Raw genomic sequence first — 24,240 nt, 5'->3', positions numbered from 1 at the left:
TCATGAGCGGGTGTCCAGTTCCCGCGAGCGCATCCTCGACAGCTTCGAAAACGCGTTGATCCGAGACGGCGAGCGGGCGGCCACCATGGAGGCCGTCGCCGCCGCAGCCGATGTCTCCAAGGGCGGACTGCTCTACCACTTCCCCTCGAAGGAGGCCCTCGTGGACGGCCTCGCAGACCGCCTCCGCGGACTCGCCGACCGGGACCGCGAGGCGATGGCCTCAGCGGAGGACGGCGCCGCGCGCTACTACGTGCGCACCTCGGTCTTCGAGGACAGCGCCCTCGACCGCGCGCTCGTCTCCATGGCGCGGCTCGCCCAGCAGGGCCACCCGACGGCGAAGTCCTCGCTCGCCGAAATCCAGGAGGGTTGGCTCGACACGCTCCAGGCGCAGCTCGGCGACCGCACCGCCGCACGCGCCGTCAAGCTGCTCGGCGACGGCCTGTACTACGACGCCGCCTTCTTCGCCACGGACGGTGCCGGCCGCACCAGCCGCGGTGAGATCGACGAACTGCTCGACGTCGTCGACCTGATCGTCTCCCGTCAGGGGAAAGCGCCGGCGACCTCCTGACCGCACGCGACCCTGCCCCCTTCGGCCCGCGCCGACCGCCACCCGACCCCGAGAGGACCTCATGATCAAAGGCTTCCGTGACTTCATCCTGCGCGGCAACGTCATCGAACTGTCGATCGCCGTCGTCATCGGCAGCGCCTTCACGGCGCTCGTCGGTGCGTTCACCGCGAACATCATCAACCCGATCATCGCCTCGGCGGGCGGTGTCGATGCCACCGGCTACGGGTTCCCGGTCCGGCCGGGCAACGACGCCACGTTCGTGGACGTGGGCGCGGTCATCACCGCCCTGGTCACGTTCCTCATCACCGCGGCCGTGGTCTACTTCCTCTTCGTGGTGCCCATGAACCGCGCCAGTGCACGCCTGCGCGCCCACGCCGCCGCACAGGGTGTCACCGAGGAACCCATGCCCGTCGACACGGCGCTCCTCACCGAGATGCGGGACCTGCTGAAGGAGATGGCGGCGCGGGAAGCCCGGCGATGACCGGACCGGTGCCGGGTGTGCAGCGCGTCCCGCTGCGCCCTGCCGTGCGCGGCGCGGTGGCCGTCGTCGTGCTCGTAGCCGTCGCCGCCACCTTCTTCGACACGGCCTCGCGCGGACCGGTGAACCCGTTCAACTTCTTCGGTTTCTTCACGATGCAGAGCAATATCGCCGCGGCCCTGGTGCTGCTCCTCACGGCTGCCCTGCAACTGCGGGGGAGCGCCGGGCCGGAGTGGCTCACGCCGCTCAGGGCCGTCGTGACGACGTACATGCTGGTCGTGGGCGTGGTCTACAACCTGCTGCTCGCCGGGCTTGCCGGGGGAGTCGAGCTGCCCTGGGCCAACTGGGTGCTGCACGTGGCGTTCCCGATCTACGCCGTCGTGGACTGGGTGGTCACGAGTGACCGCCGCCGACTGTCCTATCGCGTCATCCGGCTGATCGTCGCCTATCCGGTGGTCTGGATCCTGGTGGTGCTCCTGCGGGGTGCCACCGATGGCTGGGTCCCGTACCCGTTCCTCGATCCCGCGTCCGGTTATGCCTCGGTGCTGCTGTACGTCGTCGGCATCGCGGTGGCGATCGCCGGTTTCGGCGCCCTGGTCATCCTCATCAGCCGCTCCACGGCCGTGGGAGGGCTCGTGGCAGGAGTCCGGCGCAGCCGGGCCTGACCCGGCCGGCGACCCTGCGTCAGTCGGCGTCTCCACCCAGGACGTCCACGTGGACGTGGTCGAGGTGCCGCAGGATCTCGTTGGCCGGGGCAGGGGCGTCGTAGCGGTGCCATTGCCCACGCGGGAGGTGCGCGCTCCAGAACCGGTCGTCGAAGATCACGTACTGGATGTCGAGGTCCTCGGCGTGGGCGACCAGCCAGTGGGCGAGCATCCACCCCTCGCGACGGTTCTCCTCGGTCACGGGGCGGAAGAAGACGTCGATGGCGCGGCCGTCGTAGTGCGTCGAGTCTCCTCCGTGCCCCTGGCCGACACCTCCGGGCGCGAACCCGCCCAGGCTCTGGTCGCCGAACACCTCGGTCAACTCCGAGCGCACCTGCTCGGCACGCGGTGTCAGGCCCGTGGCGGTGAGCTGTTCCACCGGCAGGTCCGTGGCCGCTGATCCCCGGCAGCTCAGAGTGGGACCTGCGTCGTCGGCCGGTCCGTCGGCCAGTTGTCGCAACACCGCGTCGTCGATGCCGGAGGTGTCGGGGGCTTCCACGCCGCGGGCCGCAAGCGCCACGGCCGTGGTGGCCAGCTTCGCCTCGGAGCGATCGAGGCCCACCACTGCGTCGGTCGTCGCGACCGTGCACTCCGGGCCGCCCGGCAGGAAGCCGCCCTCGGTGCGCAGGGTGCCGAGCACGCCTGGCCCGAGGAGGACCACCACCGCTGCGAGTACTCCGAGCAGCAGGACACCCAGGAGGAGCCGGAGCGGACGATGTCGCCGGCTCTGCCGTGCCTGGTCAGCTGTCACGAGGCAGGCTGATGTGAGCGGGTGATCCGAGGGCGCCCGCCCCGGCACGGCTGAGTGCCGGCGGCTTCGGGACTCCGGCCCCGATGATCACGTTCCTGCTGATGCTGCACCCCTCCCGGGCCGGTGAACCGCTGCACCAACAGTCGGGATGAGGCAGCCGATGGTTTAACTCCCCCGCCGAGGCAGGAAGTTCCCGCAGACAGGGATCCGGCCGCCCCGGGCCTGCTCCGCAGTGTCCCCTTCCGGGGCTCGTCGAACTGCTGATGCCTGCCCCGCCGGCTCCGGATCCGCCCGGGACCTCAGGACGCCCGGACCGAGCCGACAGGGCTCGGACGGGCCGGCGGCCTCACCGTGACCGTCTGCAACATCGCGACCGCGGGCGCATCAGTTTGGACGAGTCTGGATGACGCTGATCCCTGCGCGCTGCAGTGGCAGCCTGCGTGCCGATCCCGGGTATCCGGACCGGCACGGTGGGTGCGTCACTCCCGGCCCGCCATCGATCGGGCCGGGACGCGTCGGCCTACCGCCGGGTGTCCGCCAGGTCCGACGTCGACGGCCCCTCCAGCAGCTTCCCATCCGCGGTGAACCGTGAACCGTGCAGCGGGCAGTCCCACGACCGCTCGGCGTCGTTCCAGTTGAGGATCCCCTTCAGATGCGGGCAGACGGCCGAGACGCGGTGCTGCACGCCGTCGACGGTGCACACGCCGATGGGCCGTGCCCCCTCGCGGATCACGCGACCCTCGCCCTCGCCGGGCGCCGACGACGCCGTCTTCGCAAGCCCCGAGAGCCAGCCGGTGACCATCTCCATGCCCACCACGGCGTTCGCCTGCGCCGTCTGGAGGGCGTCGGCCGGACTGACCTTCGTGCGGTAGAGCGTCTCGGCCCATGGCATGTTGCCGCCCAGGATCTCCGCTGCCAGGGCCAGGGATGCGGCGACGGCGTTGGTCATGCCCCACTTGTTGTAGCCGGTCGCGGCGTAGATGTGCCCGCCGCCGGCCGGGACCTTGCCCACGTAGGGGACGGCCGCGGCAGGGGTGTAGTCCTGGGCGGACCACGCGTACGCGGGTCGCGCCGTCGGGAAGTACTCCTGCGCCCAGCGTGTGAGGTCGTCCACCCGGGCCTGCGTGTTGGAGCTGTGGCCGACCTTGTGGCCGTTGCCGCCGACGATCAGGTACTTCGTGCCGTCCACGGTCGCGGTGCGCAGGGACCGGGTGGGGGAGTCGGCGCTGAGGTACATGTCCTCCGGGATGTCATCGTCCACCGTGAGCGCCACGCAGTAGGAGCGCATGGGCTGCAGCACGGCGAAGTAGCCGCCGCGGTCGAGGATCGGGATGCCCGTGGCGAGCACCACGTTCGACGCCGTCACCGCGCCCGCGCTGGTCCTCAGTTCGACGCCGTCGGCCCCCACGCGAGCCTTCGCGACGCCCTCGACCCGCACGCCCTCGATCAGTGCGCCGCCGTGCCGGCGGAACTCGGACGCGAGCCCTGCCAGGACCTCGAGCGGGTGGAACTGCGCCTGGTCCTTCAGCCGCAGGGTCTTCCGTACCGGGAAGGGGAGCGCCGCCGCGTTGCCGAGCTCGGTCGCGAGGCCCGCCTCCGTGCAGGCATCGTGCTCGGAGACGAGCTTCCGCGCACCGGTGTCGGTGGTCGCATAGTCGACGGCGTCCCGCTTCTCGTAACCGATGCCGTGCTCGTCGCAGAAGCGCAGGAGCCAGCTCTGACCCTCCCGGTTGCCGGTCACGTAGGCCCGGGCCAGTTCGGCGTCGTGGTGCTTGAGGATGGTGGAGATGCTCGTGCCCTGCAGCAGGGAGAGCTTGGCCGTGGTGTTGCCCGTGGTCACCGCTCCGGCGGTCCGGGCCTCGAGGACCGCCACGCGGTGGCCCGCCCTCGCCAGGAGCAGCGCCGTCGTCAGGCCCGTGAGCCCGGCTCCCACCACCACGGAGTCGTACGTTGCACCGTCCTGCAGGGCGTCGGACGGGATGGGCGGGGCGGTGTCGAGCCAGAGCGATCTCACGGTGGTCCTCTCAGGAGCCGAACGGTGCTCCCACGCAACCACTAAGCCTGCTTACAGTCAAGCGCCCGCCGCCGTGTCCGAGGCGGGCACTAGGGTGGCCAGCGACGACTGTCTCCTTCAGGAAGGCGCCCCGGTGCACATTCGACTCGTCCTGCCGCACCAACTGTTCGAGGAGCACCTCGAGGCCTCCCGCGACACGCACTTCGTGTTCCTCGAGGACGACCTCCTCTTCCGCAGCCTGCGGTTCCACCAGCAGAAGCTCGTGCTGCACCGCGCCGGCATGACCCTCTTCACGCGCAGGGTCGAGGAGGCGGGCTACAGCCTCGACTACGTGGAGACCTCCGCCGAACACACGAGCCAGGAGCGCCTGGCCGCCGTGCTCGCCGACCGCGAGGCGACCCTCGTCACCTACTACGACGTCGTCGACGACTGGCTCGAGCGGCGGCTCACCAGGACGCTGGCCGATGCGGGGGTCGAGGCCCGCGTCCTGGAGACGCCGCAGTTCCTCACGTCGCGGGAGCTGATCGGCACCTACTTCGCTTCCCACAATTGGCGCATGCAGACCTTCTACGAGTGGCAGCGCAAGCGGCTCGGGATCCTGGTTGAACCGGACGGCTCCCCGACGGGCGGGAAGTGGAGTTTCGACGCCGAGAACCGCAAGAAGCTGCCGAAGAAGCTGGACCTGCCGGACCTGCCCGAGTTCGACCGGCCCGCCGAGGTCGAGGATGCCATCGTCTGGGTCCGGTCCGCCTTCCCGGACAACCCGGGCAACGCCGAATCCTTCAACTGGCCCGTCACCCACCGCCAGGCATCCGACGCCCTGGAGGCGTTCCTCACGGAGCGCTTCGAGCTCTTCGGCCCCTACGAGGACGCTATCGCCGTCGGCCAGACGTACCTGTTCCACTCTGCCCTGAGTTCCAGCATGAACACCGGCCTGCTCAGCCCCGCCGAGGTGGTGGACCTCGCGCTCGACTTCGCCGAACGCCACGGGACGGCGATCGCCAGCGTGGAGGGCTTCATCCGCCAGGTCATCGGCTGGCGCGAGTACATCCGCGCGTCCTACGTGCTCCGCGGGCGGGAGATGCGCATCGGCAACACACTGAACCTCACCGCGGACCTCGACGAGCGGTGGTGGACCGGCGACACCGGGCTGGAACCGGTGGACTCCGTGATCACGCGCGTCCTCGACACCGCGTACGCCCACCACATCGAGCGCCTCATGATCCTCGGGAACGCGGCCCTGCTGATGCGGGCCAAGCCGGATGCCGTCTACGAGTGGTTCATGGAGATGTTCATCGACGCCTACGACTGGGTGATGGTGCCCAACGTCTACGCCATGAGCCAGTACGCGGCCGGCACCATGATCACCACCAAGCCCTATGTCAGCGGCAGCAACTACATCAAGAAGATGAGCGACTTCAGGGACGGCCCCTGGCGGTTCAGCTGGGACGCGCTGTACTGGGAATTCGTCCGGGACCACCGGGATCTGTTCGCCCGCAACCCGCGGTCGAACATGGTCGTGGTGCTCCTCGACCGCATGGACGCCGAGCGGCGGAGGGACCTGCAGCACGAGGCGGCCCGGTGGATCCCCGGCAAGGGGTCGACGTCGGTGGACGGGTACCGCCCGGCCCACTCGGAGGAGCGCACACCCCTGGAGGCGCGGGCGCCGCTGGAGGAGCGTCCGACGCCGGAGGCGCCGGTGACCCAGGCCACGCTCCCCGGCCTATAGTCGGAACCATGGAACAACGAATTCTCGGAAGAACCGGCCGTCCCGTCTCCGTCGTCGGCCTCGGCACCTGGCAGCTCGGCGCGGACTGGGGCGAGGTGGAGGACAAGGACGCCGTCGCCGTCCTCGACGCCGCCGTCGAAGCGGGCGTGACCTTCTTCGACACGGCGGACGTCTACGGTGACGGGCGGAGCGAGACGACGATCGGCCGGTTCCTCGCGGACAACCCGGGTCTCGACATCCTCGTGGGCACCAAGATGGGCCGCCGCGTGGACCAGACCCCCGAGAACTACACGCTCGCGAACTTCCGCCAGTGGATCGACCGGTCGCGGACCAACCTCGGGGTGGACTCCCTCGACCTCGTGCAGCTGCACTGCCCGCCGACCGCCGTGTACAGCTCCGACGAGGTCTACGACGCCCTCGACACGCTCGTCGGCGACGGCGTCATCCGCAACTACGGCGTCAGCGTGGAGCGCACCGACGAGGCCCTCGCCGCCATCGCCCGGGGCAACACCGCCAGCGTGCAGATCATCCTGAACGCCTTCCGCCTCAAGCCGCTCGACGAGGTGCTGCCCGCGGCGAAGGACGCCGGCGTCGGCATCATCGCGCGCGTCCCCCTCGCCTCCGGGCTGCTCTCCGGCAAGTACACGAAGGACACCGCCTTCGCGGAGAACGATCACCGCAACTACAACCGCAACGGCGCCGCGTTCGACGTCGGGGAGACCTTCTCCGGCGTCGACTACGAGACCGGGCTGGAAGCGGCCCGCCAGTTCGCCGACCTGGTGCCGGAAGGCGTCACCACGGCGCAGGCCGCCCTCGCCTGGATCATCGCGCAGGACGGCGTCAGCACCGTCATCCCGGGAGCACGCAACCCGGAGCAGGCGCGTGCCAATGCCGCCGCCGCGGAGCACACGGGCCTCGGCGCCGGGATCAGCGCCGCCGTCGCCGGGATCTACGACCGTCACTTCAGGGCAACGGTCCACCCGCAGTGGTGACCTGACCGCGGAGCCTGCCGGAATCCGCCCTTCCCGGGCGGGTTCCGGCAACCCCGGGCCTCGGCTAGGGTGTGCTGTACCCAAGTCAGACGGAAGTCAGAGGACGTCTGCCATCGTTGAATCACCAGCGAAGGAACCGACATGACTGAGAACACCTCAGGCGCTGCCGTGGGCGAGACCCACACCATCCGCGACTGGACCGACCTCGCCGAGGAGATGTGGTCCTACCTCACCGGCCGGGGCGCCGCCATCAACTACACGCTCCAGGACATGACGATCGAGGTCCCTCGGGACATCGGCCCGGATGCCCCGCGTGCCGTCTGGAAGTTCGACGGGACGCTCCGCATCACCACGAGCGACAACGCCGCCGGAACACCCCAGGGCTGAACCGCCCCGACCGACATGGCCTCGTCACTCAGGTTCGACATCGACATCGACTTCTCACTCAGGGAACCGGCTACCGACGGCACACCGGAGGCACGGCTCTCCGGCACCGTGAAGGCGGCCGGTACGGCGGTCGAGATCTTCATCGATGACCCAGCAGCCTTCCGCGGCAACAACCTGCCCAGCATCGGGCAGGTGCGTAGCTTCGCCAAGGCGCTCGCGCAGCGCGGACTCGCCGTGTCGGTCTCCGGCCCGCGGGGGCTGCTCGTCGGTCTCGGCGCGGTGGAGCCCTCCATGGCGCAGCGGCTGATCACCCGCTCCCCGCACATCCGGCTCGGTGCCCCGGGGACGCTCGCGCCGCTGCTCGGCATCGGTCGGCGAGCGCTCGAGAAGGGCGATTCGCCGTCGCTCGTCCCGCCGTCCACGCCGTTTCCCCTGGTGCCGACGGTCAACCGTCGGATCAAGCGGACCATCACGACGACGCACTACGTGCGCGGAGGGGGCCGTCCGCGGCTGATCTTCGTGCAGAACTCGCAGGTCTGGAACGGTCAGGTGCCGCGGGAGTTCGAACTCGTGGCGGACCGCACCACGATCGGCAGCGCCGAGGACGCGATGCTCGCCCTTCCCGGTCTGGAGGATCTCCACGCGGAGGTCCTCCACACCGAGGACGACGAGTACGTGATCGTCCCCCATGGCCCGATCACGGGCAGCGTCAGCGGCAGGGAACCGGCCGTCCTCCGCACCGGTGCCCGCGTGCAGCTCGGCGGGTGGGCACTGGCCTTCTTCCGCGAGGAGTACGCGGACCACGGTCGGCCGTTCGGTGGTCGCAACGGGGGCGAGCTGTCCTATCAGCGTCCGCAGCGCAACCCCCGGACCGGTGTCACCGAGGTGGACGGCTCGGAGGGCGTCGGGGACTTCCGGCGGCAGCCACGCTGATCCGGGTGCAGGCGGGAGAGCGGCCGCAGGACCCGTCGTCGGATCCCTCGTCGGATCTGTCGTCGGGACCGGAAGGAGGGCGCGTCAGGCATGGCCGATGACGTCGAACTCCTGCTGGCCCCGGCGTCGGAGGCGTTGCTGCTCGAGGACTGGGCCGTGCTGGACGCCGCGGGCCTGCCCAACCAGTCGCAGCACCAGTCGTTCAGCAACGCCCCGCACATCACCCTCGCCGCTGCCGCGCGGATCGACGACCGCTACGACGTCGACCTGACGGCCGCCACCGAGGGGGACGCGCTGGACCTCGCAACGGCGGGATTCCTCGTCTTCCCCACACGACGGAAGTTCGTGCTCGCCCGGCAGGTCGTGGCCGACGACGCCCTGACGGACCTGCACCGCCGCATCTGGCAGGCCCTCGACGGCGTCCCGGATGCGGTGCCCACCACGGTCCGCGGGGCGTGGACACCGCACATCACCCTGGGCCACGGCCTCACGGCCGAGCAATTGGCCTCGGCGCTGGACCTCCTGCGGAACCGCCCTCCCGAGCGGCTGGTCGCGGGCGTGGTGCGGCGGTGGGACGCCAGGGAGAAGCGCCTGATCCTGCTCGGCGGCTAGCTCCCGGACTCAGGGGGCGTCGTCCCGCAGTGATGCCGGGTTGACCAGCACGCCCTGCGGCTCGCGGATCCATACCAGGCCCGTCCGCCGCTTCTCCTCCCGCGTCGTGAAGCGGTAGAGGAAGATCCGCGCTCGGACGTAGCGGGGCCGGGCGCCGTCGAACGGGTCCTTCCGCAGCAGCTTCAAGATCAGCGGGTCCGCCTGCAGGAGCTTGACCAGGAACGGTGTGAACCAGCCGCCCTCGGACCCGAGGGCGAGGAACCACATCATCCAGTCGAGCCGCAGGTGATAGGGCGCGAACTGGCGCGGCGTCCGGGACGGGTCCCCGGGCTTGCCCTTGAACTCGTACTCGCGCCACTGCGCGCCGGAGCCGACGTCGTCGAGCGTCCCCTCCACGATGACCTCGTAGCGGACCTGCGTGACACTGCCGAACGCACCGTACGCATTGCCGAGGTGCCAGCGGTTGAAGCTCGCGTTCATCAGCTGCCGGCGGGCGAACAGGTTCAGCAGCGACGGCCAGCTCAAGTAGGCGAGGAGCAGCATCGCGAGGGTGACGACGACGGTGAACCAGAGCGGCGTCGGCGCGTAGGTGCCGGACACCACGAGCGCCGGGAACACCGCCTCGTAGAAGGAATCGGGCACCGCGCCGAAGGCCAGGATGATCGTCAGCGTGTTGAGCCACGCGAAGTTGCCGGACAGCACCAGCCAGCCCTGCGTCACGATCATCACGAGCGCCGCGAACCCCGCGACGGGCTGCGGGGCGAAGAGGAGGAACGGCACCACGAGCTGGGTGACGTGGTTGCCCGCCACCTCGAGGCGGTGCAGGGGCTTGGGCAGCAGGTGGAAGAAACGGCTGGCTGGGTTCGGCATCGGCTGGGTCTCGTGGTGGTAGTACAGGGCGGTGAGATCGCGCCACGAGCTGTCACCGCGCATCTTGATCATGCCCGCGCCGAACTCGAGGCGGAAGACGAGCCAGCGGATGATCAGCAGGACCAGGAAGGGTGGCGCCACCTCGTTCGACCCGAGGAACGCGACGATGAACCCGGCCTCGAGGAGGAGGCTCTCCCACCCGAACCCGTAGAACGTCTGGCCCACGTTCACGATCGAGGTGTACAGCCACCAGATGACGAGGAACGCCACGAGCGGCACCCACGGCGGCCCGGCCTGCGGGACCCCGAGGACCAGCAGGGCGGAGATCACCGCCCCCGACCATGCGACGACGCGCAGCAGGCGGTCGGAGTAGCCCCGGCGGAACAGCGAGGGTCCGGCCCGGTCCCCGACCCGCGTGAGGAACACCGGGACGGGCAGCAGGCCCTTCTCGCCGAGGAGGGCGGGGAACTGGGCCACCGCCGACAGGAAGGCCACGAGGTACACGGCAGCGACTCCGCGCTGCACGATCTGGCGGCCCACCTCGTAGTCCTCAGCCGTCAGGACAGCGGTCAACCACTCCATTCCTCCAGCGTCGTGTTCCTCTCGGGATGGCGTCAAGGAGGCATGCATGCGCCGCGGGCGGGCACGTCCTGCTAACGGTCGCCCGGTGGCTCAGCCCGGGATGTTCCGCCGTGCCGCGGCGTGCCGCCGTCGGCGCGGCCGGTCAGCCGAGGTGGTCCACGAGGCGCGAAGCGATGCCGGTGTAGCGCGCCGGGGTCAGCGCGAGCAGACGCTGTTCGGCCTCGTCGCTGAGTCCGAGGCTGCCGACGAACTCCCGCATGCGGTCCGCGTCCACGCGGCGGCCACGGGTGAGGTCCTTGAGCCGCTCGTACGGGTCGTCGAGGCCGGGCACGCCCGCGATCGCCTCGGCGCGCATCACCATCTGCACCGCCTCGCCCAACACCTCCCAGTTCCCGTCGAGGTCCGCCGCGAGGACATCCTCGGCGACGTCGAGCCGGGCCAGGCCCTTCGCGACGTTGGAGACGGCGAGCAGCGAGTGGCCGAGGGCCACACCGATGTTGCGCTGGCTCGACGAGTCCGTCAGGTCGCGCTGCCAGCGCGAGGTGACGAGGGTCGACGCCAGGACATCGAGCAGCGCCGAGGAGATCTCCAGGTTCGCCTCCGCGTTCTCGAAGCGGATCGGGTTCACCTTGTGGGGCATGGTGGAGGACCCGGTGGCTCCCGCCACCGGGATCTGGGCGAAGTACCCGATGGAGATGTAGCTCCACACGTCGGTGCAGAAGTTGTGGAGGATCCGGTTGAAGCGGGCCACGTCCGCGTACAGCTCCGCCTGCCAGTCATGCGACTCGATCTGCGTGGTCAGGGGGTTCCAGGTCAGCCCGAGGCCCTCCACGAAGGTGCGGGAGACATCCTGCCAGTCGACCTGCGGAACGGAGGCGTAGTGGGCGGCGTAGGTCCCGGTGGCCCCGTTGATCTTGCCGAGGAACTCGGTCGCCGCGATGCGCTCGAGCTGCCGGGTCAGGCGGTGCGCGACGACGGCCATCTCCTTGCCCAGTGTGGTGGGCGTGGCCGGCTGGCCGTGGGTGCGGGAGAGCATGGGGGTCTCTCTCGCGGTCCGCGCGAGGTCGGCGATCGCCGCCACGAGGCTGCGTGCGGCCGGGAGCCACGTCTCGACGATCGCCCCCCTGATCCCGAGGGCGTAGGAGAGGTTGTTGATGTCCTCCGACGTGCAGCCGAAATGGACGAGGGGCTTCAGCCGGCCGATACCGAGACCCTCCAGGCGCCGCCCGATGTAGTACTCCACGGCCTTCACGTCGTGGACGGTGACCGCTTCGATCTCACCGAGTTCCGTTACCGCGTCGGCGTCGAAGGCGGTGACGATGGCCCGGAGGCCGGCTTCCTGCTCCGCGCTGAGCGGCTCCGTCCCGGGCAGCACGGCATGGCGCGTGAGGTGGATCAGCCATTCGACCTCCACGTGGACGCGGTCGCGGTTGAGTGCCGCCTCGGAGAGGAAATCGATGAGTGGGGCGACCGCCTCGCGGTACCGGCCGTCGAGCGGACCGAGGGTGAGCGACGTCCCCTCCCCTCGGGACAGTGCAGCGAATTCAACCCGGGAGGATGCGGAGTCAGCCATGGCTCCATCATTCCACGGCACGGCTGGGCGCCCGCCACGCCGCTGTCCACATAGCAGCCTGGGCCGCCTGGGCGTGTCCGGCAGCCTCCTAGCATGGACGGACGCCAGGGAAGAGGGTGGGCATGGACAGCCGGATGGATGCGGCAGGCCGGTGCGAACCCGGAGCGGCCGCCAGCCAGGCCGTCGCCGCCACCGGGGAAGCCCTGCGGTGGCATGCAGAACAGCTCGGCGAGATCCGTCGCCGTGCGCTGTCGGTGGCCGTTCTCTCCTGGGAGTCACCCGCCGGTGGCGCCTTCCGGGCCTATCTGGCCGAGCGGTGCACCGAGCTGACCCGGACCATCGACCTGCTGGAAACCACCATGGGGGACCTCGGCCTCTACGAGCACCTGCTGCGCGAGGCGGAACTGCAGCAGCAGGCCGGGTTGTGACGGACGGGCTCCTCCCGCTGCAGGGCGACGACGGCTTGCTGAGCATCGGCGGGGGAGTGGGAGGCACACGGTTCCAGTGGGAGGAGCTGGAGGACGCCGCCCGGCTGCTCGACCGGCTCGCGGCGGACACCGTGGACGTCGCCTTCGCCATCGCGCACCTCGACCGCGACTTCCAGGAGCTGCCCTGGCGGTACTCCCACCTCCGGCCGGCCGACGGGATAGCAGGAACCTCCTACCAGGCGGCCGCCGCGCATCTGGGGGCGGCACGGGCCTCGGCCTCGGACAACTCCAGGGCGCTGTACTCCACCAGTGAGCGGTTGGGCGGGAGCCTGCGGGCCTACCATCTCGCCGATGACCTGGCCCGCGCCGCGATGGAGGCGGTGCGCTCCCGCAGTGAGGCGGCGGCGCGTTTCATCGCCCACGAGGCCTCCGGCCGGGGTGCGGCCGGTATCGGTCCTATCGAACTGCACACCGGGGACGAGGGTCCGGCGGTCCTCGACGGCACCGTCGCGGGTGTCGTCGATCGCCTGGCCGCGGTGGAGAACGAGGACCCAGGGACCTTCGAGGTGCTGCGAGCCGGAACGGCCGAGGACCCGGTCTACGTCGTCGTCCTCCCCGGTACGCAGTCCGGGCCGCTCGACGGTACGGCCGGGAGCAATCCCTTCGATGCCGGGGGGATCGTCGAGGCGTTCGGGGAGGACAGCCGCTTCATCGAGGCAGCAGTCCTGGAGTCCCTCCAACGGGCGGGGGCACAGGAGGGGGACGGGCTGATCGTCGCGGGCTACAGCCAGGGAGGCCTCCACGCCATGAACGTGGCCGGATCCGAGGCGGTGGGAAGCCGCTACGAGGTGCAGCTGGTCGTGACGGTCGGCACTCCCACCGGGACGGAGCCCACCGGGCCCGGCGAGTACCTCCATCTCGAGCATCGCGACGACACGGTGCCGCGGTTCGATGCGATGCACAACGCCGACGACCGCCACCGGACTACCGTGGTGCTCGGCAATCCGGTACCCGCGCCGGCCCGGCGGGAGGACGGCTCCGAGGAGCCTGCCGGTCTCGGGCAGGCGCACGCGCTGCAGAACTATGCGGCCGGGGCGAGGCTGGTGGATGCCAGCGACGCCCCCTCCCTCGCGCCGGCAGCGGCCCTGCTCGCGACGGCGGCCGCAGCCGGGACGGTCCGCCGTTACTCGTTCGCGGCCACCCGGCGTCCCGGTCAGGCCCGGGCCACCGAGCTCCCGGCGCAGCGCGCGCCCGGGAGGTCGGGTCTAGGCTAAGCCCATGACGTCGATCGATGATCTTCCTGCCGTGCCCTCGGACCAGACGCCCCCCGACCAGGAACCCGGCGAAGCCGGCCGTCCCGCCGGCGTCCGGCCCCGCCGCGTCCTCGGGAAGCTGCCGCGCTACGCCGCCGGCAAGCCTCCGGTGGTGGTGGAGGGACTGGAGAGTTTCAAGCTGTCCTCGAACGAGAATCCGCTGCCGCCCCTTCCTGCGGTCCTCGAGGCGATCGCGGCCGAGACCTCGGTCAACCGGTACCCGGACCCCATGACGACGGCGCTGCGGACCGAACTGGCCGGATACCTCGGCGTTCCGCCCCTCGACATCGTCACCGGTGCGGGCAGCCTCGGTGCGCTGAACCAGATCCTCGCCACCTTCGCGGGGCAGAACGACTTCGACGCTCCCGACGAGGTGGTCTACGCATGGCGCTCCTTCGAGGCCTATCCGATCAGCGTCGGGCTCGCCGGCGCAGCCGGTGTGCAGGTCCCCGTCCTCCCGGACGGGAGGCACGACCTCGATGCCATGGCGGCCGCGATCACGGACCGCACGCGCGTCATCCTGCTCTGCACGCCCAACAACCCCACCGGGCCCGTCCTCACGCGGACCGAGGTCGTCGACTTCCTGGAGCGGGTGCCCCGGCAGGTCGTGGTCGTGATCGACGAGGCGTACCAGGAGTTCGTCCGGCACCCGGAGGCGGTCGACGGGATCGCCCTCTACCGGGATCACCCGAACGTCATCGTCCTCCGCACGTTCTCGAAGGCCCATGGGCTCGCCGGCCTGCGGGTGGGCTACTCCGTGGCCCGCCAGGAACTCACCGAGCACCTGCGCGTCAGCGCTGTCCCGTTCGCGGTGTCCCAGGTGGCCGAACACGCCGCCGTCGCGTCCCTCCGGCACATCGACGACGTCGACGCCCGGGTGCAGTCGATCGTCGACGAGCGCACGCGTGTGGTGGACGGGCTGCGGGACCTCGGCTGGACCGTCCCGGCGGCGGAGGGGAACTTCGTCTGGCTGGCGCTGGGGGACCACACGCAGGACTTCGCCGCGAAGGCCGCGGAGCAGGCCCTGTCGGTGCGGGCCTTCGGTGCAGAGGGTGTGCGCGTGACGATCGGCGAGCCGACGGCGAACAGCCGGTTCCTGGAACTGTGCCGAGGGTACAGCCACCGCCCGGTCGCCGGCTGAGGTCGTCTTAAATAGGCCCGAGGGCGCGCGCTGGCTAGTCTTGGGGGATGCCGCGGGAACATATGTTTCCCGGTGTATGACTTACGGCACACATTCCACTAAAGGAATGTAATGGGTCGGGTGAGGAGCCAAGGATGAACAGCAGCCGATTGCCGGCCGCCGAATTCGACGTCGAGGAAGTGGTGCGTGCGGCTCATCCCGCGGACACCGCCGACCTGGAGCCCGGCACGGAGATGCTGCGCGTCCTCTCGCCCGACGGCACGATGGCGAGCGGCCTGACCGCGCGGATCGCCGGCGAGACCGTCGACTTCACCCCCTACCTTGCGGCTGACGCCGAGCACCTCCGCTCGCTGTACCGCGACATGTTCCTCATCCGCCGCTTCGACCAGGAGTCGACGGCCCTCCAGCGCCAGGGCCAGCTTGCGCTCTGGGTGCCGCTCACGGGTCAGGAGGCCGCGCAGATCGGCTCCGGCAGGGCCCTCGCCCCCCAGGACTACGCCTTCCCCACCTACAGGGAGCATGGCGTCGCCCTGACCCGCGGCGTCGAGTTCGCCGAGATCCTCCGCCTGTTCCGGGGTGTGACCAACGGTGGCTGGGATCCCCGGGAGCGGAACTTCCACCTCTACACGCTGGTGCTGGCTGCCCAGGCCCTGCACGCCGTCGGCTACGCGATGGGCATGCAGCGCGACCAGCTCGCCGATCCGTCCCTGCCTCCCGCAGCCTCCATCGCGTACTTCGGCGACGGCGCGAGCTCGGAGGGCGACGTCCACGAATCGATGGTCTTCGCCGCGTCCTTCGACGCCCCCGTCGTGTTCTTCTGCCAGAACAACCAGTGGGCCATCTCCGTCCCGTCGAGCGTGCAGGCGAAGGTTCCCCTCGCGCAGCGCGCGGCGGGCTACGGCTTCCCGGGCATCCGCGTGGACGGCAACGACGTCGTCGCCGTCGAGGCGGTCACACGCTGGGCGCTCGAGCACGCGCGGTCCGGCAGGGGTCCGGTGCTCATCGAGGCCTACACCTACCGGATGAGCGCCCACACCACCGCGGACGACCCCACCAAGTACCGGCTGTCCCGCGACGAGCAGGAGTGGCAGTCCCGCGACCCGCTCGTCCGCCTCGAGTCCCACCTCCGCTCGGCCGGTCTGGCCGACGACACGTTCTTCGGAGATCTCGACGCCGAGGCCCGCACCATGGCCACCGAGCTGCGGCGGGCCGTGCTGGCCATGACGGCGCCGGACCTCGCCGACCGGTTCGCCGCCGTCTACGCGGAACCGCACCCCCTCATCCAGGAGGAGCTGCGGTTCTTCGAGCAGTACGAGGCCGGATTCGCCGATGAAGGGAAGCACGCCTGATGGTGACCATGACCATCGCCAAGGCGATCAACGAAGGGCTGCGGGCGTCGCTCGCCAACGACCCGAAGACCCTGCTGATGGGCGAGGACATCGGGGAGCTCGGCGGCGTCTACCGCGTCACCGACGGCCTGAAGAAGGACTTCGGGGCCCTGCGCGTCGTCGACTCTCCGCTCGCCGAGTCCGGCATCATCGGCACCGCGATCGGTCTCGCCCTGCGCGGCTACCGTCCCGTCTGCGAGATCCAGTTCGACGGCTTCGTGTTCCCGGGCTTCAACCAGATCACCACGCAGCTCGCGAAGCTCCGGACCCGCAGCGACGGCATGCTGAGCGCGCCCGTGGTCATCCGGATCCCGTACGGCGGTGGGATCGGCAGCGTGGAGCACCACTCGGAATCGCCCGAGGCCCTCTTCGCCCACACCGCCGGGCTGCGGATCATCACGCCCTCCAACGCGCAGGATGCCTATTGGATGATCCAGCAGGCCGTCACGTGCGAGGACCCCGTGATCGTGTTCGAGCCGAAGCGGCGCTACTGGCTCAAGGGGGAGGTGGACACCTCCGCCCCTGCGGCGGACCCCTTCTCCGCGCAGGTCCTGCGGCAGGGGAGCGATGCGACCATCGTGGCCTACGGACCGCTGGTGCCCGTGGCGCTGGCCGCGGCCGCCGCAGCCGAGGACGACGGGCGCCAGGTGGAGGTGATCGACCTGCGGTCCATCTCACCGATCGACTTCGACACCGTCACGGAGTCGGTGACCCGGACCGGCCGGCTGATCGTGGCCCACGAGGCCCCGACCTTCGGCGGTATCGGCGGGGAGATCGCCGCGCGGATCTCCGAGCGCGCATTCCTGTCGCTCGAGGCGCCCGTCATCCGCGTGGGCGGCTTCCACATGCCCTACCCGGTGGCCCGTGTGGAGGAGCAGTACCTGCCGGACATCGACCGCATCCTCGAGGCACTCGACCGTGCCTTCGCATACTGAAGGACCCCCATGACGCTCAATACGTTCAACCTGCCCGACGTCGGTGAGGGCCTCACCGAGGCGGAGATCGTGCAGTGGAAGGTGGCGCCCGGGGCCACGGTGTCGGTCAACGACATCATCTGCGAGATCGAGACCGCGAAGTCCCTCGTCGAGCTCTCCTCCCCGTACGCCGGCACCGTCTCCGAACTGCTCGTCGCCGAGGGCGAGACCATCGAGGTGGGCACGCCCATCATCTCCGTCGAGGACGCAGAGTCCGCTCCGGAGGCGGCGCACGACGGCGGTCAGGGTGGGGCCGCGTCGGACGCACCAGTGCATGACGGCGGGCCCGACGGAGACGTCGACCGGGTGATCGAGGCCGATGCCGAGGCCGCCGCCTCCCCGCAGGACGCCATCGGCACAGCCGACGATGCGCCCGTTCCCGTGCCCCGGATGCCGGGCGAATTCTCCGGGGCGGAGTCCGGTGCAGCCGGCGTGCAGGCCGCGCCCGGCACTGCCGCCCCGGAGGTCACACCCGGGCCGCTCGTCGGCACGGGACCGAAGGCCGATGCCGTGAAGCGTCGCCCCCGCAAGCAGCAGGGGGCCCCCGGTGCGGGACACGTGGCGCCGTCGTCCGGTGCAGGCAGGCCCGCGTCCGGCCCGGCGTCCCCGGCACCCGCCGCGCAGGCACCGGCCCCTGCCGGCTCGACTGCTCCCGACCCGGCCGCGCCGGCCACCCGGGAGTCCGCCGGACGGAGTGCACCGCAGCCGGCCGCGGAGCCGCCCGCCCGGGTGAACCCGCTCAACCAGCTCATCAACCGCGTGCTCGCGAAGCCCCCGGTCCGCAAGGCTGCCCGCGACCTCGGCATCAACCTGGCGGACGTCCCCGCCACCGGGTCCGCGGGGGAGGTCACCAAGCAGGACCTCATGAGCTACCAGTCCCAGCGCGACGCCGAACAGGACGGCGCCGACTCCTTCTGGGCGGACCGGAAGGTGCTCGGCGGCGGCCGGATCGAGCGCATCCCGGTCAAGGGCGTCCGCAAGGCGACGGCCCGGGCGATGGTGCAGAGCGCCTTCACGGCGCCGCACGTCAGCATCTTCGTGGATGTCGACGCCTCCCGGACCATGGAGTTCGTCAAGCGCCTGAAGGCGTCCCGCGACTTCGAGGGCATCAAGGTCTCACCCCTGCTGATCCTCGCCAAGGCCGTCATCTGGGCCGCCGCACGCAACCCGTCGGTCAATGCCACCTGGTCAGACGACGAGATCCTCGTCAAGCACTTCATGAACCTCGGCATCGCCGCCGCGACCCCGAGGGGACTCATGGTGCCCAACATCAAGGACGCCCAGAACCTCTCGCTCAAGGAGCTGGCGCTCGCGCTGAACGACCTGGCGACGACGGCGCGGGCCGGCAAGACCCAGCCGGCGCAGATGCAGGGAGGCACCCTGACGATCACCAACATCGGGGCGCTCGGCATCGACACGGGAACGCCGATCATCAATCCGGGTGAGGTGGCAATCGTGGCGTTCGGCACCATCAAGCAGAAACCGTGGGTGCTCGACGGCGAGGTCATCCCGCGCTGGATCACCACGCTGGGCGGCTCGTTCGACCACCGTGTGGTGGACGGCGACCTCAGTGCGCGCTTCATGGCCGACGTCGCCTCGATCCTCGAGGAGCCCGCGCTGCTGCTCGACTAGGGTGGGGTCATGAACCAGCCCCTTCCCGGCGACCGGCCCCGGAGGTCGCGTCCGCGCTACCCGCTGAGCAGGCTCCTGCTCGTGGTGGCCATCGGTTTCATCGCCTCGATCGCCCTGCAGATGGCGTTCCCGGGGCTGAACACGGTGGCGAGGCTGTCGATCCTCGTGATTGTCGCAGCGCTCATCTCCATCGCGGTGACGCTGCGCCAGCAGAAGCGGCCACCCCGGTAGCGATCAGACGGACGGGGTGCTGTTCTCCTCGATGGCCGTCCGCAGGATCGGAGCCAGCCGCCGCACGCCCTCGACGATGTCCTCGGGGGAGACGGCACTGAAGGCCAGCCGGAGCTTGTTGGACGGCTCGTCCGACGGCGAGAACGCGGCGCCGGGGATGAAGACGACGCCGGCGTCGATCGCCGTGTACAGCAGGGGATAGGTGTCGATGCCCTCGGGAAGGGTGACCCAGACGAAGAATCCGCCGTCGGGGGTGGTCCAGTGCACGCCGTCGGGCAGTTCCTCGGCGAGGGCACCGAGCATCGCCTCGCACCGCTCCCGGTACAGCGCGCGCATCGAGCGCAGGTGGCCGCGCCAGTCGTACTCCGTGAGGTACGCGGTCACCAGCATCTGGGTGAGCGGCGACGGGCACAGCACCACCGCCTCGCAGGCGAGGTAGAACCGCCGGTAGAGGTGCCGGGGCACCAGCGCCCAGCCGAGCCTCACGCCGGGCGCGAAGATCTTCGAGAAGGAGCCGAGGTAGATGACGTCGTCGGGGTTGTCCGCGCGCATGGGCTTCAGCGGTTCGCCGTCGAAGCGCAGCATCCCGTAGGGGTTGTCCTCGAGGACGAGGATATTGTGGGCCCGGCAGATGTCGACGACGCGCTGGCGGCGGTCGGCCGCCATCGTGATGCCGCTCGGGTTGTTGAAGCTCGGGATCGTGTACAGGAGCTTGATGGCGCGGCCCTGCGCCTCGAGGTCGGCGATGGTGCGTTCCAGGGCATCGGGGACCAGCCCGGCGTCGTCCATGGGGACGGTCACGACGTCGACCTCGTAGGCCTCGAACGTGTTGAGCGCGCCGACGTAGGTGGGGTCCTCGCAGAGGATCACGTCGCCCGGGTTGCAGAACACCTTGGCCGCGACGTCCTGGGCCGACTGCGAGCCGGTGGTGATGACGACGTCGTCGGGGCTGGCCCCCTCGATGCCCTCGGCCGCCATGACGTCGCACACGAGCCGCCGGAGTTCCTCCATGCCCTGGCCGCCGCCGTACTGCAGCGCCTCGAGGCCGTGCTCGGCGATGATCTTCTGCGCCGTGCGCCCGAGGTCATCGAGCGGGAGGGACTTGAGGTAGGGGCTGCCGCCGGCCAGGGACACGAGCCCGGGGCGGATGGAGATGTCGAAGACGTCGCGCACCGCGGACTGCTTGATGTTCGCGGCCCGCACCGAGAACAGCGCATCGTGGCGGTTGGCGGAATCGACCGCCCGCTCGAGGGCGGCCTCGGTCTCGGCGGGCAGGACGTCGGCAGGAGCTTCGCTGGAGGATGTCACGCCCAGAGTCTAGGCGCGGGTTCACCATCAGGCAACAGGTGTTGCACCACGGTGCGCCGCCTGAGGGCTAGACCCAGCCCGCCTCACGCGCCTTCAGTGCGGCCTGGAAGCGGCTCTCCGCCCGCAGGGTGTCCAGCATCCACGCGATGTGCCGGCGGCAGGTCCTCACGTTGATGTCCAGGCGGCGCGCTATCGACTCGTCGGACAGCCCGTTGGCGAGGCCCTGGATGATGGAGCGCTGCAGGCTGCTCAGCGGCGACGCGATCTGCCCGGGCGCGAGGAAGGACTCGCTGACCTCCCAGGCGACGTCGAACAGGTGCGTGAAGATGTGGATCAGGCTCGCGTCCCTGATGACGAGGGCCGCCTTGTCGTCGCGCGTGAGCTGGCGGCCGACGAGCGCCAGCTTGTCGTCGAAGATGAGGATGCGCAGGGGGATGAACGGCAGCACGTTGAACTCGCCCCCGCCGGCGGCGATCGCCTCGACGGCCTTGCGGGTGGGTACGTGGTCGCGCGTGCTCGTGTCGTAGAGCGTCCGGCGCCGGACCCCGTTCTCCAGCAGCTCGAGATCCTTCCGGACGCTCTCCTCGTGCACGTCCGCCGTCGAGCCCTGGCCCGGCTGGGCGATGTACACCTTCTCGGTGACGTCGCGTCCGTAGTCGATCAGCACCCGGTGGATCAGGTGGGGGTCCTCGAGCGTCTCCACGGATGTGCTGGCCAGGACGCTCTTGCGCGCCTCGAGGAAGGTCGGGAGGAGACTCGAGAGCTCACGCCGCTGGCCGCTGATGCGCGACTTGAGTTCCTGCATGGCGCGCTCGTCGGCGTCCACGAGGTCCGCGAGCGCGACGTCCGGCGAGACAGCGACGAGTCCGTCCGGCCGGCCCGCCTCGGGACTGAGCAGCCGGCGCTCGGCGAGCTCCCCGATGGCCGTCTCGATCCGGCGCAGGGTGAGGCCGAGGGCCTCCGAGGCCTCCGCGCGCGTCCACCCGGGGTGCCCGACGGCGTAGCGGTACAGCTCGAGCGATGTCGCATCCAGCATGAGCAGCAGTCCTTGTCCCGGGTCGCCGGCGCAGCAACAGCCGATCAGGCGGTGAAAAATATGACATGTCCAGTTAATGACAGATCGCGGGAAGTGGCAATCCGGGGAGGGCAAGCGAGCCGTCCAGCCCCGTGATTCCGCGGTTCTCCGCACCGCTCAGCAGCGTAACAGCCGGGCGCGGCGGAGGTCCGCGTCCTGTTCGCGGCATGTCCACAAACGGCCACCGGGACCGCTGGACAGCGTCGGCCCGTGCCGGACATTCTGAGTGAGCCGGTCTGCAGGCGGCCCGAACGGGGCTTCCGGAGCGACCGGCCACTGCGGATCAGCAGTGCGGCACAGCTCGACCACCCGGGAGACCGGCAAGGAAGGATCGCCATGAAGAAAGTACTCGGCGCAACTGCGGGCCTGTTGATCGTGGTGGGGGCTGTTCTGCCGGCAAGCCAGTCCATCAGCGCAGCGAGCTGGGACTGGCCCAAGAGCCAGGCCACGGCGGGAAGCTGGGACTGGCCGAAGTAGAGCAGGAGCCCTCCGGACTAGAGCCCGGAGGCCCCAGAGCCCGCCCCAGCGGGGATGACCACAGACCCTGAAGGAGAGAGCCATGAGCCAGGTGACCGCCGTTCGAACCGCCTCACGGACGGCAGTCAGCACTCAGTGGTGGCATCTCTCCCTCTCGACGGGTGGCTTCGATGTAGCGGACGGCATCATCGAAGAGCTGGTCACCCCGCTGGTGGCGCAGGCTCAGGCACTCGGCGCCAAGCGCTGGTACTTCAGCCGGAGCGAGGACGCGTCCACGGGCGTCGTCAGCCAGGTCCGGCTCAGCATCCACGCCCACCCGCGCGTCCTCGAACGCCTGCGGGCGTTCCAGCGCGCACTCCAGCTACGCAGCGCCCCGGCGCTGCCCCTGCTGGTGGTGCGCCAGCAGTTCACGGCACCCGCCAGCAACACCTACTACTCCGGGGGCCAGGAGCCGGCCGACCCGCAACTCGAGGCGAACCTCGTGAAGTACGGCGGCGTGGAGGGGCTCCACCTCGCGGAGGAGGTCTTCGAGCTCAGTTCGGAATTCGCCCTCTGGGCCAATCAGCGGTTCCCCCGCATGCAGAGCCGTTCCGCGCTCGGAGCGCTGGTGCTCTTCGACGCGGCGCAGAGCATGATGCGCGGTCCCCGCTCCGCCGGCTGGCCGGACCGCCGTCGCCTGTCCTGGGATTTCTACTGGGACAGCCACCTGCGCACCTGCACGGCCGACGTCGGCCCGCGTGCCGCCGGTGTCCGCGAGGCCATGACGGCCCAGGTGGCCTCCAAGGCCACGGGCTTCCACGCCCTCATGGCCGCCACCGCGTCCGAGTCGGCGGTGCACAACTGGCGACGCCGGTGGTTCCGGGCGCTCGACACCTACCTGTACCGTGCGGACAAGGTGCGCGTCAGCCGCAGCGCGCAGCACCTCACGGTGTACCAGGCGCACATGACCCTCAACCGCCTCGGTTTCGTGGCCCGTGAAGAGGCGGCGCTGGGACTGTATGCACGGACATGGAAGCCCGTGTCCGCCGGACCCGTCGAGCGAAGGACAGCATCATGACCGCAAGGAACACCCTCGTACTCGCTCATGACGACGCCGATCTCTCCGAGGCCCTGGGCTGCTCGTCGGAGACCGTGGAGTCCATGCAGCACGACGGCGTGCTCGAGTCGCAGGGCCAGCTCTGGGAGATCGGGCCGGCGCAGGACTATCTGCGCGACGCCGCCTGGGCGGACAACCTCTGGCACTGATGCTTCCCCCGACGCACTGATCGCCCCTCGGAGGGATTGGGTTCACCCCAGGTACTCACCGGCCCGAACGGGCGCCTCCCGGTGTTCTTCGGCACGAACAGCACGACGCCGGCGCTGCATGCGCCGGCGTCGTGCTGTTCAGAGGGTGCCGTTGCAGGTCCCCCACCCGAGGTGGTTGCTCACGGCGTCCGCGATACCCGGGCGGGTATCAGGCGGCGACCGGTGCCACCGCGCCTGCGAGGGCCGAGAGCACGTCGTTGACCGCGCCGGCCACCTCGGCGTCGTCCTTGGGGTGCAGCTCGGCGAAGCGCGTGATGGAGCCGCCGATGGAGAGCTTCGCGTCGTCGACCACGGAGGCGCCGGCGACGCCGAGCGCGCGGCGGGCCTCGTCGTGCGCCCACACTCCGCCGTACTGGCCGAAGGCGGAGCCGATGACGGCGGCGGGCTTGCTCGAGATGGCGCCGGCACCGTACGGGCGGGACAGCCAGTCGATGGCGTTCTTCAGTACGGCGGGCATCGTCCCGTTGTACTCGGGGGAGACGAGCAGCACGGCGTCGGCGTCGGCAGCAGCGGCCCGGAGGTCGTCGGCGGCCTTCGGGCGGTCGGTGTCGTTGTCGATGTCCTCGTTGTAGAAGGGGATGTCACTCAGCGCGTCGAAGGTGACGACGTCGACGGCGTCCGGGGCGTGCTCCGCGGCGGCCTCGGCGAGCTGGCGGTTGATGGAACCCTCCCGCAGGCTGCCGACGAGGGTGAGGATCGTGGTGGACATGAGTACTCCCGAAGTAGTGTGACCGTGCGGTCGAGGCTGACAGGAGGCGCACCGGCTGCGCCCACC

At 70.2% G+C, this 24,240-nt stretch carries 25 protein-coding genes; 18 read left to right on the top strand and 7 right to left on the bottom strand.

What is annotated here, in order from left to right; all coding sequences use genetic code 11:
* Positions 1–10: 10 nt before the first annotated feature.
* The 3 genes from CI785_RS10540 to CI785_RS10530 all read left to right on the top strand — a co-directional run bounded on the left by CI785_RS10540 (position 11) and on the right by CI785_RS10530 (position 1,711).
* Positions 11–568 (top strand): TetR/AcrR family transcriptional regulator, encoded by a 558-nt coding sequence (locus CI785_RS10540; protein ID WP_105032025.1) that lies wholly within the window; start codon positions 11–13, stop codon positions 566–568.
* Between the two features lie 61 nt (positions 569–629).
* Positions 630–1,049 carry a large conductance mechanosensitive channel protein MscL gene (mscL, locus tag CI785_RS10535; RefSeq protein ID WP_105032024.1) on the top strand — a complete coding sequence of 140 codons (420 nt, stop codon included), beginning with the start codon at positions 630–632 and terminating at the stop codon, positions 1,047–1,049.
* The gene (locus CI785_RS10530) at positions 1,046–1,711 is read left to right on the top strand and encodes a Pr6Pr family membrane protein (protein WP_105032023.1); all 666 of its coding nucleotides are present in this window, start codon (positions 1,046–1,048) and stop codon (positions 1,709–1,711) included. Before mscL ends, CI785_RS10530 begins: the two co-directional genes overlap by 4 nt.
* A gap of 19 nt (positions 1,712–1,730) precedes the next feature.
* Here CI785_RS10530 and CI785_RS10525 read toward each other — a convergent pair whose 3' ends face one another.
* Together CI785_RS10525 and CI785_RS10520 are read right to left on the bottom strand one after the other, a co-directional pair.
* Complete coding sequence (locus CI785_RS10525) at positions 1,731–2,501, bottom strand: VldE C-terminal domain-containing protein (RefSeq protein ID WP_105032022.1); 771 nt, start codon at positions 2,499–2,501, stop codon at positions 1,731–1,733.
* A 520-nt stretch (positions 2,502–3,021) separates the two neighbouring features.
* Entirely contained in the window at positions 3,022–4,515 is a 1,494-nt protein-coding gene (locus tag CI785_RS10520) for an FAD-dependent oxidoreductase (RefSeq protein WP_105032021.1), read from the bottom strand.
* A 133-nt stretch (positions 4,516–4,648) separates the two neighbouring features.
* Between CI785_RS10520 and CI785_RS10515 the strand changes: the two genes are divergently transcribed.
* The 5 genes from CI785_RS10515 (at position 4,649) to CI785_RS10495 (ending at position 9,168) form a co-directional block, all read left to right on the top strand.
* Complete coding sequence (locus CI785_RS10515) at positions 4,649–6,244, top strand: cryptochrome/photolyase family protein (protein ID WP_205753603.1); 1,596 nt, start codon at positions 4,649–4,651, stop codon at positions 6,242–6,244.
* 8 nt (positions 6,245–6,252) lie between these two features.
* On the top strand, positions 6,253–7,236 hold the full coding sequence (locus CI785_RS10510) for an aldo/keto reductase (RefSeq protein WP_105032019.1): 984 nt from the start codon (positions 6,253–6,255) through the stop codon (positions 7,234–7,236).
* 141 nt (positions 7,237–7,377) lie between these two features.
* On the top strand, positions 7,378–7,623 hold the full coding sequence (locus CI785_RS10505; protein ID WP_105032018.1) for a hypothetical protein: 246 nt from the start codon (positions 7,378–7,380) through the stop codon (positions 7,621–7,623).
* Positions 7,624–7,638: 15 nt separating this feature from the next.
* Positions 7,639–8,556, top strand: coding sequence for an FHA domain-containing protein (locus CI785_RS10500; protein ID WP_105032017.1), 918 nt, complete (start codon positions 7,639–7,641; stop codon positions 8,554–8,556).
* Between the two features lie 90 nt (positions 8,557–8,646).
* Positions 8,647–9,168, top strand: a complete 522-nt coding sequence (locus CI785_RS10495; RefSeq protein WP_105032016.1) for a 2'-5' RNA ligase family protein — start codon at positions 8,647–8,649, stop codon at positions 9,166–9,168.
* A 9-nt stretch (positions 9,169–9,177) separates the two neighbouring features.
* Here CI785_RS10495 and CI785_RS10490 read toward each other — a convergent pair whose 3' ends face one another.
* A complete protein-coding gene (locus CI785_RS10490; protein WP_105032015.1) occupies positions 9,178–10,620 on the bottom strand; it encodes a lipase maturation factor family protein in 1,443 nt (480 codons plus the stop codon).
* A 142-nt stretch (positions 10,621–10,762) separates the two neighbouring features.
* Positions 10,763–12,193 (bottom strand): adenylosuccinate lyase, encoded by a 1,431-nt coding sequence (gene purB / locus CI785_RS10485; protein WP_105032014.1) that lies wholly within the window; start codon positions 12,191–12,193, stop codon positions 10,763–10,765.
* A gap of 134 nt (positions 12,194–12,327) precedes the next feature.
* Between purB and CI785_RS10480 the strand changes: the two genes are divergently transcribed.
* From CI785_RS10480 to CI785_RS10445, 7 genes are all read left to right on the top strand, one after another.
* Positions 12,328–12,621 carry a hypothetical protein gene (locus CI785_RS10480; RefSeq protein ID WP_157940234.1) on the top strand — a complete coding sequence of 98 codons (294 nt, stop codon included), beginning with the start codon at positions 12,328–12,330 and terminating at the stop codon, positions 12,619–12,621.
* A complete protein-coding gene (locus CI785_RS10470) occupies positions 12,618–13,895 on the top strand; it encodes a hypothetical protein (protein WP_157940233.1) in 1,278 nt (425 codons plus the stop codon). The genes CI785_RS10480 and CI785_RS10470 overlap by 4 nt, the downstream gene beginning before the upstream one ends.
* Before the next feature lie 4 nt (positions 13,896–13,899).
* Entirely contained in the window at positions 13,900–15,075 is a 1,176-nt protein-coding gene (locus tag CI785_RS10465; RefSeq protein ID WP_105032010.1) for a histidinol-phosphate transaminase, read from the top strand.
* Between the two features lie 134 nt (positions 15,076–15,209).
* Positions 15,210–16,424, top strand: a complete 1,215-nt coding sequence (pdhA, locus tag CI785_RS10460) for a pyruvate dehydrogenase (acetyl-transferring) E1 component subunit alpha (RefSeq protein WP_105032009.1) — start codon at positions 15,210–15,212, stop codon at positions 16,422–16,424.
* The gene (locus CI785_RS10455; RefSeq protein ID WP_105032008.1) at positions 16,424–17,398 is read left to right on the top strand and encodes an alpha-ketoacid dehydrogenase subunit beta; all 975 of its coding nucleotides are present in this window, start codon (positions 16,424–16,426) and stop codon (positions 17,396–17,398) included. The genes pdhA and CI785_RS10455 overlap by 1 nt, the downstream gene beginning before the upstream one ends.
* A gap of 9 nt (positions 17,399–17,407) precedes the next feature.
* Positions 17,408–19,069: a 2-oxo acid dehydrogenase subunit E2 gene (locus tag CI785_RS10450; protein WP_105032007.1), complete on the top strand. Its 1,662-nt coding sequence runs from the start codon at positions 17,408–17,410 to the stop codon at positions 19,067–19,069.
* A 9-nt stretch (positions 19,070–19,078) separates the two neighbouring features.
* The gene (locus CI785_RS10445) at positions 19,079–19,300 is read left to right on the top strand and encodes a hypothetical protein (RefSeq protein WP_105032006.1); all 222 of its coding nucleotides are present in this window, start codon (positions 19,079–19,081) and stop codon (positions 19,298–19,300) included.
* Positions 19,301–19,303: 3 nt separating this feature from the next.
* Here the strand turns inward: CI785_RS10445 and CI785_RS10440 are convergent, their stop codons facing one another.
* Both CI785_RS10440 and CI785_RS10435 read right to left on the bottom strand, forming a co-directional pair.
* On the bottom strand, positions 19,304–20,608 hold the full coding sequence (locus CI785_RS10440; RefSeq protein WP_105032005.1) for an aminotransferase-like domain-containing protein: 1,305 nt from the start codon (positions 20,606–20,608) through the stop codon (positions 19,304–19,306).
* A gap of 67 nt (positions 20,609–20,675) precedes the next feature.
* Positions 20,676–21,644 (bottom strand): helix-turn-helix transcriptional regulator, encoded by a 969-nt coding sequence (locus tag CI785_RS10435; RefSeq protein WP_105032004.1) that lies wholly within the window; start codon positions 21,642–21,644, stop codon positions 20,676–20,678.
* A gap of 375 nt (positions 21,645–22,019) precedes the next feature.
* Here CI785_RS10435 and CI785_RS17105 point away from each other — a divergent pair, with 375 nt between their 5' ends.
* From CI785_RS17105 to CI785_RS10425, 3 genes are all read left to right on the top strand, one after another.
* A complete protein-coding gene (locus tag CI785_RS17105) occupies positions 22,020–22,160 on the top strand; it encodes a hypothetical protein (protein ID WP_157940232.1) in 141 nt (46 codons plus the stop codon).
* Positions 22,161–22,242: 82 nt separating this feature from the next.
* Positions 22,243–23,217 (top strand): lantibiotic dehydratase C-terminal domain-containing protein, encoded by a 975-nt coding sequence (locus tag CI785_RS10430; RefSeq protein WP_105032003.1) that lies wholly within the window; start codon positions 22,243–22,245, stop codon positions 23,215–23,217.
* Positions 23,214–23,405, top strand: coding sequence for a hypothetical protein (locus CI785_RS10425; RefSeq protein WP_105032002.1), 192 nt, complete (start codon positions 23,214–23,216; stop codon positions 23,403–23,405). Before CI785_RS10430 ends, CI785_RS10425 begins: the two co-directional genes overlap by 4 nt.
* Positions 23,406–23,613: 208 nt before the next feature.
* Here the strand turns inward: CI785_RS10425 and CI785_RS10420 are convergent, their stop codons facing one another.
* Entirely contained in the window at positions 23,614–24,174 is a 561-nt protein-coding gene (locus CI785_RS10420) for an NAD(P)H-dependent oxidoreductase (RefSeq protein WP_105032001.1), read from the bottom strand.
* Between the last annotated feature and the right edge of the window lie 66 nt (positions 24,175–24,240).

Source organism: Arthrobacter ruber (genome assembly GCF_002954225.1).
Lineage (GTDB): Bacteria > Actinomycetota > Actinomycetes > Actinomycetales > Micrococcaceae > Arthrobacter_D > Arthrobacter_D ruber.
This window is presented reverse-complemented; position numbering and strand designations above follow the sequence as displayed.

Coding starts and splice junctions, on each gene's coding strand:
- mscL (WP_105032024.1), top strand. CDS start 630: ATGATCAAAGGCTTCCGTGACTTCATCCTGCGCGGCAACGTCATCGAA.
- CI785_RS10530 (WP_105032023.1), top strand. CDS start 1,046: ATGACCGGACCGGTGCCGGGTGTGCAGCGCGTCCCGCTGCGCCCTGCC.
- CI785_RS10510 (WP_105032019.1), top strand. CDS start 6,253: ATGGAACAACGAATTCTCGGAAGAACCGGCCGTCCCGTCTCCGTCGTC.
- CI785_RS10505 (WP_105032018.1), top strand. CDS start 7,378: ATGACTGAGAACACCTCAGGCGCTGCCGTGGGCGAGACCCACACCATC.
- CI785_RS10500 (WP_105032017.1), top strand. CDS start 7,639: ATGGCCTCGTCACTCAGGTTCGACATCGACATCGACTTCTCACTCAGG.
- CI785_RS10495 (WP_105032016.1), top strand. CDS start 8,647: ATGGCCGATGACGTCGAACTCCTGCTGGCCCCGGCGTCGGAGGCGTTG.
- CI785_RS10490 (WP_105032015.1), bottom strand. CDS start 10,620: ATGGAGTGGTTGACCGCTGTCCTGACGGCTGAGGACTACGAGGTGGGC.
- purB (WP_105032014.1), bottom strand. CDS start 12,193: ATGGCTGACTCCGCATCCTCCCGGGTTGAATTCGCTGCACTGTCCCGA.
- CI785_RS10480 (WP_157940234.1), top strand. CDS start 12,328: ATGGATGCGGCAGGCCGGTGCGAACCCGGAGCGGCCGCCAGCCAGGCC.
- CI785_RS10465 (WP_105032010.1), top strand. CDS start 13,900: ATGACGTCGATCGATGATCTTCCTGCCGTGCCCTCGGACCAGACGCCC.
- pdhA (WP_105032009.1), top strand. CDS start 15,210: ATGAACAGCAGCCGATTGCCGGCCGCCGAATTCGACGTCGAGGAAGTG.
- CI785_RS10455 (WP_105032008.1), top strand. CDS start 16,424: ATGGTGACCATGACCATCGCCAAGGCGATCAACGAAGGGCTGCGGGCG.
- CI785_RS10450 (WP_105032007.1), top strand. CDS start 17,408: ATGACGCTCAATACGTTCAACCTGCCCGACGTCGGTGAGGGCCTCACC.
- CI785_RS10445 (WP_105032006.1), top strand. CDS start 19,079: ATGAACCAGCCCCTTCCCGGCGACCGGCCCCGGAGGTCGCGTCCGCGC.
- CI785_RS10435 (WP_105032004.1), bottom strand. CDS start 21,644: ATGCTGGATGCGACATCGCTCGAGCTGTACCGCTACGCCGTCGGGCAC.
- CI785_RS17105 (WP_157940232.1), top strand. CDS start 22,020: ATGAAGAAAGTACTCGGCGCAACTGCGGGCCTGTTGATCGTGGTGGGG.
- CI785_RS10430 (WP_105032003.1), top strand. CDS start 22,243: ATGAGCCAGGTGACCGCCGTTCGAACCGCCTCACGGACGGCAGTCAGC.
- CI785_RS10425 (WP_105032002.1), top strand. CDS start 23,214: ATGACCGCAAGGAACACCCTCGTACTCGCTCATGACGACGCCGATCTC.
- CI785_RS10420 (WP_105032001.1), bottom strand. CDS start 24,174: ATGTCCACCACGATCCTCACCCTCGTCGGCAGCCTGCGGGAGGGTTCC.